Source organism: Streptosporangium sp. NPDC049078, from assembly GCF_040648855.1.
Taxonomy (GTDB): Bacteria; Actinomycetota; Actinomycetes; order Streptosporangiales; family Streptosporangiaceae; genus Streptosporangium.
Genome location: NZ_JBEZEL010000017.1, coordinates 22,512 through 35,579 on the forward strand (window position 1 = coordinate 22,512; position 13,068 = coordinate 35,579).

General features: G+C 70.0%; 13 protein-coding genes. 3 read left to right on the forward strand and 10 right to left on the reverse strand.

Translation table 11 applies throughout. From position 1 onward, the window contains the following. Position 1: 1 nt before the first annotated feature. Complete coding sequence (locus tag AB0B90_RS27715) at positions 2-1,159, reverse strand: acyltransferase (protein WP_362925603.1); 1,158 nt, start codon at positions 1,157-1,159, stop codon at positions 2-4. After that, positions 1,156-1,797 carry a TetR/AcrR family transcriptional regulator gene (locus tag AB0B90_RS27720; protein ID WP_350947294.1) on the reverse strand — a complete coding sequence of 214 codons (642 nt, stop codon included), beginning with the start codon at positions 1,795-1,797 and terminating at the stop codon, positions 1,156-1,158. The genes AB0B90_RS27715 and AB0B90_RS27720 overlap by 4 nt, the downstream gene beginning before the upstream one ends. Before the next feature lie 110 nt (positions 1,798-1,907). Here AB0B90_RS27720 and AB0B90_RS27725 point away from each other — a divergent pair, with 110 nt between their 5' ends. Both AB0B90_RS27725 and AB0B90_RS27730 read left to right on the forward strand, forming a co-directional pair. Continuing rightward, positions 1,908-3,560 carry an MFS transporter gene (locus AB0B90_RS27725; RefSeq protein ID WP_350947293.1) on the forward strand — a complete coding sequence of 551 codons (1,653 nt, stop codon included), beginning with the start codon at positions 1,908-1,910 and terminating at the stop codon, positions 3,558-3,560. Further along, a complete protein-coding gene (locus AB0B90_RS27730; RefSeq protein WP_350947292.1) occupies positions 3,561-4,172 on the forward strand; it encodes a helix-turn-helix domain-containing protein in 612 nt (203 codons plus the stop codon). Positions 4,173-4,214: 42 nt separating this feature from the next. On the opposite strand, the gene efeB is transcribed toward AB0B90_RS27730, so the two are convergent. From efeB to AB0B90_RS27755, 5 genes are all read right to left on the reverse strand, one after another. Continuing rightward, positions 4,215-5,468, reverse strand: a complete 1,254-nt coding sequence (efeB, locus tag AB0B90_RS27735) for an iron uptake transporter deferrochelatase/peroxidase subunit (RefSeq protein WP_350947291.1) — start codon at positions 5,466-5,468, stop codon at positions 4,215-4,217. Positions 5,469-5,497: 29 nt separating this feature from the next. Then, entirely contained in the window at positions 5,498-6,643 is a 1,146-nt protein-coding gene (gene efeO, locus AB0B90_RS27740) for an iron uptake system protein EfeO (RefSeq protein ID WP_350947290.1), read from the reverse strand. A gap of 21 nt (positions 6,644-6,664) precedes the next feature. Further along, positions 6,665-7,516 (reverse strand): iron uptake transporter permease EfeU, encoded by an 852-nt coding sequence (gene efeU / locus AB0B90_RS27745; RefSeq protein ID WP_350947289.1) that lies wholly within the window; start codon positions 7,514-7,516, stop codon positions 6,665-6,667. Positions 7,517-7,716: 200 nt separating this feature from the next. Then, positions 7,717-8,583 carry a sulfotransferase gene (locus tag AB0B90_RS27750; protein WP_362901465.1) on the reverse strand — a complete coding sequence of 289 codons (867 nt, stop codon included), beginning with the start codon at positions 8,581-8,583 and terminating at the stop codon, positions 7,717-7,719. Between the two features lie 198 nt (positions 8,584-8,781). Continuing rightward, positions 8,782-9,612: an AraC family transcriptional regulator gene (locus AB0B90_RS27755; protein ID WP_362925607.1), complete on the reverse strand. Its 831-nt coding sequence runs from the start codon at positions 9,610-9,612 to the stop codon at positions 8,782-8,784. A gap of 66 nt (positions 9,613-9,678) precedes the next feature. On the opposite strand from AB0B90_RS27755, the gene AB0B90_RS27760 reads away from it, so the two are divergent. Continuing rightward, positions 9,679-10,089 (forward strand): DUF2000 domain-containing protein, encoded by a 411-nt coding sequence (locus AB0B90_RS27760; protein ID WP_350947286.1) that lies wholly within the window; start codon positions 9,679-9,681, stop codon positions 10,087-10,089. A gap of 95 nt (positions 10,090-10,184) precedes the next feature. On the opposite strand, the gene AB0B90_RS27765 is transcribed toward AB0B90_RS27760, so the two are convergent. From AB0B90_RS27765 to AB0B90_RS27775, 3 genes are all read right to left on the reverse strand, one after another. Then, entirely contained in the window at positions 10,185-10,490 is a 306-nt protein-coding gene (locus AB0B90_RS27765; RefSeq protein WP_362925609.1) for a hypothetical protein, read from the reverse strand. Between the two features lie 122 nt (positions 10,491-10,612). Next, a complete protein-coding gene (locus AB0B90_RS27770) occupies positions 10,613-11,887 on the reverse strand; it encodes a lysine N(6)-hydroxylase/L-ornithine N(5)-oxygenase family protein (protein WP_350947284.1) in 1,275 nt (424 codons plus the stop codon). Positions 11,888-11,963: 76 nt separating this feature from the next. Continuing rightward, entirely contained in the window at positions 11,964-12,995 is a 1,032-nt protein-coding gene (locus tag AB0B90_RS27775) for an iron-siderophore ABC transporter substrate-binding protein (protein WP_350947283.1), read from the reverse strand. Between the last annotated feature and the right edge of the window lie 73 nt (positions 12,996-13,068).

Consider the following 13,068-nt stretch of genomic DNA (forward strand, 5'->3'; position numbering starts at 1 on the left):
TTCAGAGCACCTTGCGCGCACCGGGCAGGGCGCGGACCAGGTACGCCGTCGCCCAGCAGAGCGGCAGCGCGAAGGCGGTGAGCAACGCGGCCTTCGCGACCGCGGGCGCCTGCACGTCGCGGAGGGCGTACCCCAGGGCGACGAGCACCACCGGATGGATCACGTAGACGGCGTAGGCGTGCGCCGACAGGAACCGGCGGCGGCGTCCCTGGTGACCGAGCCGCTCCCGGAACAGCACCAGCAGGCCGAGGATGACGCCGACGGCGAGCACCGACTCGCAGGTCGCCGCTGTCAGGGACGCCGGGGTGCCGTGGCCCAGGATCCCCTCTCCCGCGAAGATCAGGCAGAGGACGAGCACGACCGCGGCGACGGCCGCGACGGCGAACCCGGCCCGGCCGGCCGTTCTGGACAGGCCCTCCAGCCAGCCGCGCCTGGCCGCGACCAGCCCGACGACGAACAGTGCCACGTACTGCGGCAGGTAGGCGGGTGAGGGCAACCCCAGCACGGAGATCCCCATCGGCACCACGATGCGCCACAGGTAGGTGACGAGGGCCAGCCCGACGGTGAACCCGATGATCGCGACGGCACCGGGCGCTTGGCCCATGGCCGGGGCCGGTTCGGGTGCGCGCCGGTCCTCCCCGGTGAGGTGCCGCCAGAGGACGTAGAGCACGCTGAACACCAGCAGCACCTCGACGAACCACATCGGCCCGGGTGTGAACGAGCTCAGGTAGAACTCCCAGTAGGGCAGCTCACTCCCCCGCTGGACGGCGGCGTCCCTCGCGGCGGTGTACCGGCCGACGGTCACCAGGGGACGGAGCACCAGCAGCCAGAGCAGCAGCGGGACTCCCAGGCGCAGCAGCCGCTCCTTCAGGAATCGCCGGGTCCCCCTGCGGTCGTGGGAGCCCGGCACGAAGAGCCCCGAGACGAGGAAGAAGGCGCCCATGAAGAACGCCTGGTTGAGCACGAGCAGGATGTCCAGCAGCGTTGCCGAGGAGTCGGCCGGAGGTTCGACGTAGTACCAGCGCGGCACGTTGCTGTAGGCGATCACGGAGTGGTGGACCACCACGAGTGCCATCAGGGCGGTGCGCAGGTTGTCGACGTAAAGGAGCCGCGGGCGGGTGCCGGACGGCGTGGCCGGCCGGTTGACGGACTGTGTCATCGATTCGACGTCTCTCCGCGAGGTTCGGCCCGAGCGGCGTGCTCGAACAGGTCCGCCAGTTCTTCCGCGTGCGCTTCCAGGTCGTGGTCGGGGTGGGCCACCCAGTAGGCGAACATGTCGTCGATCGCGGCCTGCACGGTGACGGACATCACGCGGGGATCGAAGGAGCGGAACTCGCCGCTTTCCTGGCCGCGGCGGAACAGCGCCTCCCGCGCTTCGTAGATCGGCTCGTTGAAGGCGATGCCGTAGCGCGGCCTGCCGTCGGGGGTGCGGAGGTTGTTGAAGATCTCTCCGAGGGCGAGCAGTTGGGCGCGGTGGCCCCGCATGTACTCGGCGACGGCGCGGAAGCTCGCCCGCAGTTCGCCGGCCACCGTGGCCTCCTTGTCCGTCCGCGGCAGGACGAAATCGGCGATCTCGTGGTAGACCCGCTCGACGATCTGCTCCATCACCTCGGTCTTGCCGGCGAAGTGGTACGAGATCACGCCCTTGCTGATCCCGGCGCGCTCGGCGATGCGCGCCAGCGAGGTGTTGGCGTAGCCCAGCTCGGTGAAGGTCTCGATGGCGCTGTCGACGATCTGCTTGCGACGGGCCTCCTCGATGAACGATTTTTGGCCACCCGACTTATTTTTTGGCCGCATGGTCAAAAAATAGTGCGAACGGCCAGAGGCCGCAACCCGACGGGTCGCGGAAATTCGGGGACAGGACGCGTCCGGGTAGATAGCCACATCGTGTTGCTATAGTTCGCGACATGTCGTCGCCAAATTCTCGTCAAAGTTGGCTGCCTCTCTTCGTGCTCGCGGTCGGTGTGTCGATGATCGTCATCGATGCGACGATCGTGAACGTCGCCGTTCCGGCGATAATCGACGATCTAGGGCTCACGGTCACCGACGTGGAGTGGGTCAACTCCCTCTACCTGCTGGTGTTCGCGTCCCTGCTCATCCCGCTCGGCCGCATCGGTGACCAGCGCGGCAGGCCGCAGCTGTTCGCCGCCGGCATCGTGGTCTTCCTGGTGGCGAGCCTGCTGGCGGCGATCGCGGGGAGCGGCGCGATGCTGATCGCGGCCAGGGGAGTCCAGGGAGTGGGCGCCGCGATGGCCACGCCCATGACACTCGCGATCATCAACTCCACCTACTTCGGCAGGCAGCGAGTGATCGGATTCGCGATCTGGGGCTCGATCATCGGCGGTATGGCCGCCATCGGACCGCTGGTCGGCGGCTGGCTGGTCACCGACCACGGCTGGCGCGCGGCGTTCTGGATCAACCTGCCCATCGGAGCGCTGGTCCTGCTCGGCGCACTGCGAATCCCCGCCTCCCGTGAGGATCGGGCCACAGGCCACGACCCACTGGGCATCGTGCTGATCGTGCTGGGCATGTTCTCCATCGTCTTCGGCCTCATCGAGGGGCAGAAGTACGGCTGGCTCACTCCCCTGCGGGCCGCCGAACTCTTCGGACTGCGGTTCGAGGAAGTCTCCCCCGTGCCCTTCGCGTTCGGCATCGGCATCCTGGCCACAGCCGTCTTCATCCTGCTGGAGCGGCGACGCAGGCGGGCCGGGCGTCCCGTGCTGATCGACCTGACGCTGTTCACCCTGCCCGGCTTCCGCTACGGCTCGATGACCGCGATGATCGTGGCGCTGGGCGAGTTCGGCGTGATCCTGGTGCTGCCGCTGTTCCTGCAGGCGGCGCTCGGGTACAGCGCGTTCACCGCCGGTCTCGTCATCGCCACCCTCGCCGTGGGCACCTTCCTCGCCGGCGGCGCGGTCCCCGCCCTGACCAGGAAGGTGAGTTCACGGACGGTCGTGCAGATCGGCCTCGCCCTGGAGGTCGTGGGCGCCATCGGCCTCGGCCTCTCCCTGGAGGCCGACATGAGCGTGTGGCGGATCGTGCCCTGGATGGTCGTCTACGGCTTCGGCATCGGCTTCGCCACGGCCCAGCTCACCAGCGTGCTGATGGCCGACGTACCCGCCCGGCAGGCGGGCCAGGCCTCCGGCCTGCAGAGCGCGATCCGCCAGGTCGGTGCGGGGCTGGGGGTCGCCGTCCTGGGCGGCGTGCTGGTCACCGGACTCGGCTCGTCGGTCGAGAAGACCATGGCCTCCTACCCCGAGCAGGTCCGCACGAGCGTGGCGAACGCCGTGCGGGAGAGCGGTGGCGCGGCCATCCCGGGGCTGAGCGATCCTGCCGTCCACGCGGCGGCGGTCGCGGGTGCCACCGAGGCGACCCGCAGGGTGCCGGTCATCACCGGGCTGATCCTGCTGGCCGGGCTCGGCTTCACGTTCCTGCTCCCGCGTACCGCCGCTCCCACCCGGGGCCGTGATGGCGCGGGCGGGGAAGAAGACGGGGAGAATGACCGTGACGGAGCGGGGACGCCCGAGCCGGACGGCGGAGGGCGCCGACAGGAGGTGTAGATGCCAAGGATCAGCGCGGCGACCGTCGCCGACCACCGAGCCAATCAGCACGCCGCCCTGCTGGAGGCGGCACGCGAGATCCTGGCCACGCGGGGTGTGCACGCGCTCACCCCGGCGGCGGTGGGTGCCCGGATCGGCCTGGCCCGATCGAGTGTCTACCGTTATTTCTCCTCCACCGCCGACATCCTCGCCCAGCTCACCGAGGAGGGCTTCCCCCGCTGGGCCGGCCGGCTGCGCGCCACCGTGGCGGCCCCCTCGCCCGGCGGATCGGCCACCCCACTCGACGAGCGGCTTCTGGCGTACGGCAGGGTCGCGCTGGAGTTCGTCGGCAGTACCGACTACGCGCTGGTCCCGGCGGTGCAGACGCTCGGACTGCCGGCCGAGTGCCTGACGCGACTGGAGGAGTTGCACGCGTCGCTCATCGAACCGCTCTGCGAGGTGCTCCGTGAGGCGGGATACGACCACCCCGCCCTGCGGGCCGAACTCGCCTGGGGCGTCCTGCGCGCGGGCACCCGACGCCTCGCCTCGGAGTCCTCCGGCGAGGCCGGCGCGAAGGACACGACCGAGATCGTCGAGATCACCCTCGACATGTTCTGCCGGACCCTGCGCTGACCTTCCACTTCACCGGGTGCGCCCCAGCCCTGGCCCCGGTGGTCAGGCGAACAGGGCGCGGCCCCAGTAGTCGCCCGCGTCGCGCACGCCCGGCGGGCAGGCGAACAGGCCGCTGGAGACGTGCTTGATGTACTCGTTGAGGGAGTCCTTGCCCGCCAGGGAGCGCTGCACGGTGACGAACTGCCGGTGCGGGTCGCGCTGGTAGGCGATGAAGAACAGCCCGGCGTCCAGCCGGCCCAGCCCGTCGGAGCCGTCCACGTAGTTGTATCCGCGGCGCAGGAGGCGAGCACCGCCGTTGTGGGACGGGTGCGCGAGCCGCACGTGCGCGTCGTCGAGGATGAGCGGTTTACCGTCGGTGCCCTTCGCCTCGAAGTCGATCGCGTCGAACTCGTTCTTCCCGCCCAGTGGGGCGCCCTCGCCCTTGTCCCGGCCGAAGATCTGCTCCTGCTCGGCCAGCGGCGCCCGGTCCCAGGTCTCGATCATCATCCGGATCTTGCGGGTCACCAGGTAGCTGCCCCCGGTCATCCAGTCGGCGCCGTCGCCGGGGCCCACCCACAGCTGCTCCTTCAGCAACTGCACGTCCTCCAGCTTGAGATTGGCCGTGCCGTCCTTGAACCCCATCAGGTTGCGCGGCGTCGCCTGCGCGCGCGAGGTCGACGAGGTGCGGCCGAAGCCGAGCTGGGACCAGCGCACCGAGACCCGGCCGAAGCCGATCCGCGCCAGGTTGCGGATGGCGTGCACCGCCACCTGCGGGTCGTGCGCGCACGCCTGCACGCACAGGTCACCGCCGGATATCTCCGGCAGCAACGCGTCACCGGGCAGGTGCGGCAGGTCGGCGAGCGCGGCCGGCCTGCGAGAGGCGAGCCCGAACCTGTCGTCGAACAGCGACCCGCCGAAGCCGACGGTGAGCGTCAGCCCGGAGGCGGGCAGACCGAGCGCCTCGCCGGTGTCGTCGGGCGGCGCCTCGGGCTGGCCGCCGATCGCGCCGAACGTACCCGCCTCCTGGCCCTGCGTCATCCGCGCCGCCGCGGCGGTCCACTCCTGCAGCAGCTCGGCCAGTTCCGCCTTCTTGCCGGTCGTCACGTCGAAGGAGACGAAGTGCAGCCGGTCCTGTGCCGGGGTGACGATGCCCGCCTGGTGCTCACCGTAGAAGGGGACGGCGTCGGAGACGGCGGCGACCGTGGTGGGCGCCGGTTCGCCGCCGATCCCGCGTACCGCGACCACGCCCGCGCCGGCGGCCGCCACACCGGCCGCCCCCATGCCGAACAGTTTCCTGCGGCTGATCCGCTCGCTCACCGAACCCCTCCTCTCATCTGGGACGATCGTTACTTCGCCACCACTGCGGCGATCTTGCTGATCGGTTCGGCGAGCGCGTTGATCGCGTCCGACAGCTTCTTGAGGTCGTCCTTGGACAGCTCGGTGTGCAGCTTCCAGCCGTCGCCCTTGCGGTGCGCGCCGAGCGCCGCCTCGGCCCCGGCGAACTTCTCGTCCAGCGTCTTCACCAGTTCCGGGGCGCGCTCCTCCAGGACGGGGCGGAGCGCCTGGACCGCGGCCTTGGACCCCTGCAGGTTGGCGTCGAAGTCCCACAGGTCGGTGTGCGAGTAGCGGTCCTCCTCACCGGTGATCTTCCCGGAGGCCACCTCGTCGAGCAGGCCCTTGGCACCGTTGGCGAGCAGCACCGGCGACAGCTCGGCGGAGTTGGACTGCTCCACGATGGTCTTGATGTCGGCCATCAGCTTGTCGGCGATCGGGCCGTCCTCGCTGACGTCCTTCTTGACCCACAGGTCCTTCTCGATCCGGTGGAAGCCGGTCCACTCCTCCCCCTCGGCCACGTCGTTCTCCCGGGCGTCGATGGCCGGGTCGAGATCCCCGAAGATCTCCGCGACCGGTTCGATCCGCTCCCAGTAGGTGCGGGAGACCGGGAAGAGCGCCTTGGACTTCTCGATGTCCTCGGCCTTGACCGCGTCGACGAACTCCTGCGTCTTGACCAGCAGAGTGTCGCTCTGCGACTTGATGTAGCGCTTGTAGCTCGCGGTCGCCCCGGCGAGCTGGGCGTCGTCGCTGAGCGGCTTGTGCTCGCCGGTGACCTTGAGCGGGCCGCGGACGCCCTTGCCGACCATGCCCGGCTTGCAGGCGGTCTCGTAGCTGCCGGTCGGCAGCTCGACGATCACCTCGCGGGTGAGGCCCGGCACGATGTTCTCCACCTCGCCCATGACCCGGTCGCCGGGGGCGTACACATAGAACTCGGTCACCTTGGTGCCACCGTTGGTGATCGCGAACGTCGAGGTGCCCGCGGCCACCTCGGTGACCGCGACCTTGCACTCGGTGTCGGTGGCGGCCACCGCGATGGGGCCGCCCTTCTCCGGTGCGGCGGAGGTGCCCGCGCCCGGGGCTGCGGTGGGTTCGGCGGAGCAGGCCGCGAGACCGGCGAGGGCGAGGACACCCGCGGCGACGGCAAGGGAAGTACGCATGATCGTCCTGTTCGGGAAGTCTCAGCCCGCGGGCTGCGGGTCGGTGGAGGGAGTGACGGTCGACGGGGTCGGGCGGTCGCGCCGCGGCCGCAGGAAGAGGATGAGCGTGGGCACCGCGTAGGCGGCCCAGGCCACCGTCTCCAGCACGCTCGGCTGCGGGGTGATGTTGAACATCCCGGACAGCAGGGCGCCGTACCAGGAGTCGGCGGGCAGCGCGGCGCTGATGTCGAAGGCGTAGGTGGACAGGCCCGGCAGGACACCGGCCTCCTGCAGGTCGTGCACGCCGTACTTGAGAATGCCGGCGGCGACCAGGATCAGCAGCAGGCCCGTCCAGGTGAAGAATTTGGACAGGTTGATCCGCATCGCGCTTCGGTAGATGGCCCAGCCCAGCGCGACCGCGGTGAGCAGGCCGAGGCTGATCCCGATCAGCGGAACGGCGGTGGCGGTCGCTCCCTGCACGGAGGCGAAGAACAGCAGCGCGGTCTCCAGGCCCTCACGTGCCACGGCGAGGAAGGCCATCACGACCACCGCGACCGCGCCGACCTCCAGGGCCTCGCTCAGCCTGGCGCGCAGGTCGCCGGAGATCGTCCGGGCGGCACCCCGCATCCAGAAGATCATCCAGGTGACGAACACGGTGGCGAGCAGCGAGGTGACCGCCTCGAACAACTCCTGCTGCCGGTATTCCAGATGGGCGACGGTGAAGGTGAGCAGCGCGCCGAACGCGACCGACAGGACGAGGGCGGCGCCGACCCCGGCCCACACGAGGGGCAGCCGGTCGCGCCGGTCGCTCTTGACGAGGAGCGCGACGAGCACGGAGACGACGAGCGTGGCCTCCAAGCCCTCGCGCAATCCGATGAGGTAGCTGGCGAACACCGTCACTCCATAGATGGGAAGCCTTACCTAAATTAGGGCAGGGCAACCTTACTCTTCGCAAGGAGGTGATTCCCACCGGGGGCCATAAGACATGAATGAGGCGGCGATATCGCGGTATGTGTGCGGTCAAGCACTCATACCGGCTCAGCACGTTCCAGGTGCGGTGGGTGAGCCACCCTCTCCTCCGGAAGGCGGCCCGGTCAGAGATATCCCCACTCGGCGCAGATCTCCCGGAGCTCCTCCGGGACCTCGTCCCGGGCGGGCAGCGGCCGGCCGGGCTGAACCCTGCCGGTTCTGATCTTGTCGCGCCAGTCTCCGATGCCCTTCACGAACTCTCCGTGCTCGTGGTCGCCGTAACGGACCATGCCCGGCTCGTAGTCGATCCCGAGGTGGGCGCAGACTCCGCGCATCTCCTTCTCGGGGGCGGCGACGACTCTCTCGTAGGTCAGGGTGAGCCCGTCGAGCCGCCGTCGCGCCTCGGTGAGGTAGCGCATGTACCGCAGGGTGTGCTGGATCGCCTCCTCCCAGGGGCGTTCCAGCGGATCGGCCTCGTGCCACGACAGGGCGATCGAGGCGGGATGGCGCATCAGGAAGATGTAGCGCGCGTCCGGCCAGCAGGTCGCGAGGCGACGATGGGCGAAGACGTTGCTGGGCGTCTTGTCGACGATGATCTGCTTGCCGCTTCCGGTCAGCTCACGGTGGAGCATGCGATCCCACAGCAGGTGCTCGATGTCGCTGGTGGAGAAGCCGAGCGTCTCCATCGCCTGCCGCAGCGGATCGGTGGTCAGCGTGACCGCCAGCCGCCGCACGTGCAGCTCGTGCGGTGCGTGGATCCGGGAATGGCTGTTGAGCATGACCCGCAGCAGGGTGGAGCCCGACCTCACCGGCGACAGCACGAACACCGGCTCGCGCACCAGCCGGTCGAGCTTGGGATCGGCCGGCGGCCGGGGGACGTCGGCGGGGGGTTGTGGCGCTGGAGGCGGCGGTGCGACCTCCCGCCGCACCCTGCTGACGCTGTAGCCCGTCATCCCTTCAAGAGCCGTGTTGACCCTGGTCTTCCATCCCATGGTCGAGCACCGTAGTGACCGCAGGCATCCGGAAAGTTAACGTGACCTGTGTGTTCACCGTGCCGGGTGGTGCGGTCGGCACCGCACCACCCAGCCGTCCTCAGGTGCGGAACGGACCGGTCACGCGGTAGGCGGTCCCACCTCGCCGGGAGAAGAGGTACCGGCGATTGCCCGCGGGAGTGAAGGCCGGACGACGGTTCATCCCCGGCGGTAGACGCCCGGGGTGATGCCGTAGCAGCGGACGAACCAGCGCGTCAGGTGGCTCTGGTCGGCGAAGCCGGTCTCCGCGGCGACGTCCGCGATCGGCAGGCCCCGAGACAGCAGCCCGCGAGCCGCGCGCAGGCGGACCTGCCGCTGGTACTCGCTCGGCGCCATCCCGTACGCCGCACGAAAGGCCCGATAGAGGGTGAACCTGCTGGATCCGGACAGGGCGGCGAGGGAGTCGGCGGTGTGGTCGGTCCGGTAGTCGTCCTGGAGCAGTTCCGCCGCGCGCCTCGCGAGGCCCGCCGCGCCCCGGCCTCCCGCCCGGAACCTCGGGCCCCTCGTGACGGGACCGCTGAGGGCCGCGCGGCGGACCAGGGCGGGGACGACCGCGTCCAGCAGCTCGTCCGCGACCAGGGCCGGGGCTCCGCCGAGGATCGCGGTGTGCAGGCGGCCCAGCCCTCCCGCGAGCGCCGGATCGTGGACGACCGGCTCGGCGAACAGCGGCAGCCCGGCCGCGCGATCCGCGACCCCGGCCAGCGCGGCGGAGACGAGCTCGGGACCGATGTGCACGATCCGGTAGGTGAAACCCAGCTCGTCGGCCGCCCAGCCGTCGTGCGGGTCGTCCGGGTTGAACGCCATCACCATCCCCGGCGTGCTCGTGTGGCCCGCCCCCCGGCAGGTGAACGCCTGCCTGCCGTCGTCGGTGATCCCGAAGGAGTAGGTCTCGTGGCTGTGCCGGTGGTAGGTGTGCCGCTCGAAGTGGGCGTGCATCGCCTCCAGCCCCGGCAGGGGCGAGCGCCAGTAGCGCGACCAGTCACCGGACATGGACCTATTCTCGCGCCGCACGAGCGTTCAAGCCCCGGCGAGGCGGTTGCGGCGATGCTGCCTGGCATGCGTTTCGACACGAAGATCGGCATTGTGGTGCGCGCGGACCTCGCCGTCTGGCAGAAGCTCAACGTCACCGCGTTCCTGGCCAGCGGTGTGGCGGGCGGCGGGCCCGAGGTGATGGGCGAACCGTACGCCGACGGGTCCGGCAACCGTTATCTGGCGATGTTCCGCCAGCCCGTCCTGGTCTACGCCGCGGACGAACCCGGCCTCGCCGCGGCGCACACCCGCGCGCTGGCACGCGGGCTGGAGGTGGCCCTGTACACGGAGGAGCTGTTCAAGACCGACAACGACGAGGACAACCGGGCCGCGGTGCGCGCCGTGCCCTCCGACGGGCTTCGCCTGGTCGGGCTCGCGGTGCACGGGCCGCGCAACGGGGTCGACAAGGTGCTCAAGGGGCTCGCCCTGCACCCCTGAGCCGAGGTGGAGCCCCCGTCCGCACCGCGAACCCTCGCGGTGCGGACGGCACGGCCACGCGGACCCGGCCGGTCCGCCTCCGCACGGCTCCCCGGTCAGGGCTTGTTGATCTGCGCGGGAGGTGTCCCCTCGGGCTTGGGAATGCGGACGGTCTCGGAAGGCCTCTCCCCCTTGTTGCGCGCGGTCAGGGTCGGATAGCAGTCGTAGTAGCAGTAATAGTTGTCGCAGTACCGCAGGAAGCAGATCCAGCCGTCCTCGACCGTGTCCGAGCAGACCACCGCCGGTGCGACCTGGGGCGACACGGCGTGGGCGGCGGTCATGGGAAGCAGGCCGAACAGGCCGGTGCCGGCCAGAACCGCCCCTGCCAGGCCGATACCGGCACTGCGGATCAAGGTATTCATGACTCTCCCCGGTTACCTATGGAACACAACACCACCAAAGGTAATCAGGTAAATACACAGAGTCACGTAGCCGCTCACCCTCGTGTCGGAGGCCCCTGAGACCGCAGGCCACATGCGGGCGGTTACGGCTCGGCTCCCTGGGGGACCTGCGCCGAGCGCCGGGCGATGGAGCGCACGATCTCCCCGGTGCGGACGGCGGTCATGGACAGCAGCGAGGAGGCGATCCCGTGGGTGCCCTCGGTCGCCCCCTGGAGGTAGACGCCCCAGGTCCGCCCGGGAGCGGTGGCGACCCGGTAGTCGCGCTCCACTCTCAGTTCGCCCTTCTCCCCCGTGAGGCAGTGCTCGCCCGCCTCGCCGAGCAGGTCTCGCGGGTCGCGCTCGCGGTAGCCGGTGGCGCAGACGACCGCGTCGGCCTCGATCGCGCTCACCTCGCCCGTGGGCAGGAAGCACACCCGGACGCGGGCGGTGTCGCCGTCGTCGTGCACACCGAGCAGGCGGGAGGCGTTCAGCATGCGCAGCCGCTGGACCCCGGCGACCTTCTCGGCGTAGGAGCGCCGGTAGAGCTCGTCGATGAGGTCGAGGTCCACCACCGAGTAGTTGGTGTTGCGGGAGTAGGCGAGCAACATGTGCTTCACCTCCTCGGGCGCGGCGAAGAAGTGGTCGACGGCCTGCGGGTCGAAGATACGGTTGGCGAAGGGGCTGTCGTCGGCCGGCGAGTAGCCGTACCGGGTGAAGACCGCGCAGACCTCCGCCGACGGGTAGGTCCGGTGCAGGTGCTCGACGGCCTCGGCCGCGCTCTGCCCGGCACCGACCACGACGAACCGTGTGGGCTCGCGCCCGCCGAGGGTTTCGAGCCGGGTCAGCAGTTCCTCGGTGTGCCAGATCCGCTCGCCCTGCCGTACCCCTTCGGGGAGCACGGGGTCGAGTCCGACCGCGATCACGAGGTTGCGGGCCAGGCAGGTGTGCAGCTCGTCGCCGTGTTGCACGACGACCTCAAGGGTGTCGTCGTCGTGCGGACGCACCGCGACGACCTCGGAGTCGTAGCGCACCAGGTCGGCGAAGGAGGCCGCGGTCCACTCCAGGTAGTCGTGGAACTCCAGCCGGGTGGGGAACATGGTCTTGTGGTTGATGAAGTCGACCAGTCTCCCCTTCTCCTGGAGATAGGACAGGAAGGAGTGGGGGCTGGCGGGGTTGCGCAGGGTGACCAGGTCCTTGAGGAAGTGGACCTGCATCGTGGCGCCCTCGATGAGCATGTCGCGGTGCCAGCCGAACCTCGGCTGCCTCTCGAAGAAGACCGCGTTCACGCCGGAGCCGTACTCCTCCTCCAGGGCCACCGCGAGCGCGAGGTTGGAAGGGCCGAAACCGATGCCCACGACGTCATAGACCGGGCTCGACATGTTCGCCTCTCACGTGCTGAAGGGGTGGTCCCCCGCGGCCGGGACGGCGGCGGGGGCGGTGTGGAACGGGGGTGTTTCAGGCGGCGTCCGCGGCCTTGGCCGCCTTGACGAGCCGGGGCACGACCTGGTCGATCACGTAGGGGACCGCGAGCGGCGTCGGTGTGCGCAGCGGCCAGAACGCCTTGAGGTCCAGCGGCACGTACGAGCCGCGCCTGACCACGTCGAGGCCGGCGAACAGCTTGCCGGCCTCGATCTTCCGCTGCGTGGCGGCGTCGTCGTTGTAGTGGCTGAGCAGCAGGTCGACGTCGAGGACCTTCACCTTCTCCATGCTCAGCTCGGCCGCGAAGCCCTCTCCGGGAAGCGCCTTGATCTCTTCGGGCAGCGCGAGCCCGAACTGGCCCAGCAGCTTGACGCTGATGTCGGTGCCGGACTTCAGCACGCCGATGTTCCCCGAGGGGAAGACGCTGGTCAGCGCGAACTTCTTGCCGGCCAGCTCGGGGTGGGCGGTCTTCACCGAGGCGATCTTCGCCTCGACGTCGGCGACGAGCCTCTCCCCCTCGTCCGTCCTGCCGACCGCCTTGGCGACCTGACGGGCCACCGTCTGCCAGGAGTCCTCCGCGGGACCGGTCTCGTAGGCGGTGGTCGGTGCGAGCCGGGAGAGGTTGGCGTACTCCTTGTCGATGTAGTAGTCGCCGCCCGCGAGGATCAGGTCGGGTTCGAGCGCGGCGATCTGCTCCAGCGAGAAGCCCGCCTCCCCGGCCTTCAGCAGCGTCGGCGCGGTGCCGGAGAGCTTCGGGGCGCTCCAGGGGGTGAGCCCGTCGTCCTGGATACCGGTGAGCTCCGCCATGGCGACGGGCTGCACGCCCAGGGCGAGCAGGGTGTCCTGGTCGGCCTCGCCGAGGGCGACGATGCGCTGGGGGGCGGATTCGATCGTGGTGGTGCCGAGTTTGTGCGTGATGGTGACCGGGAATCCGGGGGCGGCCTGGGCCGCGGGGGCGTTCGCGGCGGGCTGTCCGGCTCCGCCGCTCTCACCGGCGCACGCGCCCACCAGGCCGAGGCCGAGCAGCAGCGTTCCGGTCGCGGCCAGGCGGCGCATCGTGTCGCGCATGGGTATGGGTGTCCTTCCGAGGCCCGAGAGGGCGCTAAGAGTTAGGTTAGCCTCGCCTAAGTTAACAAGCTTT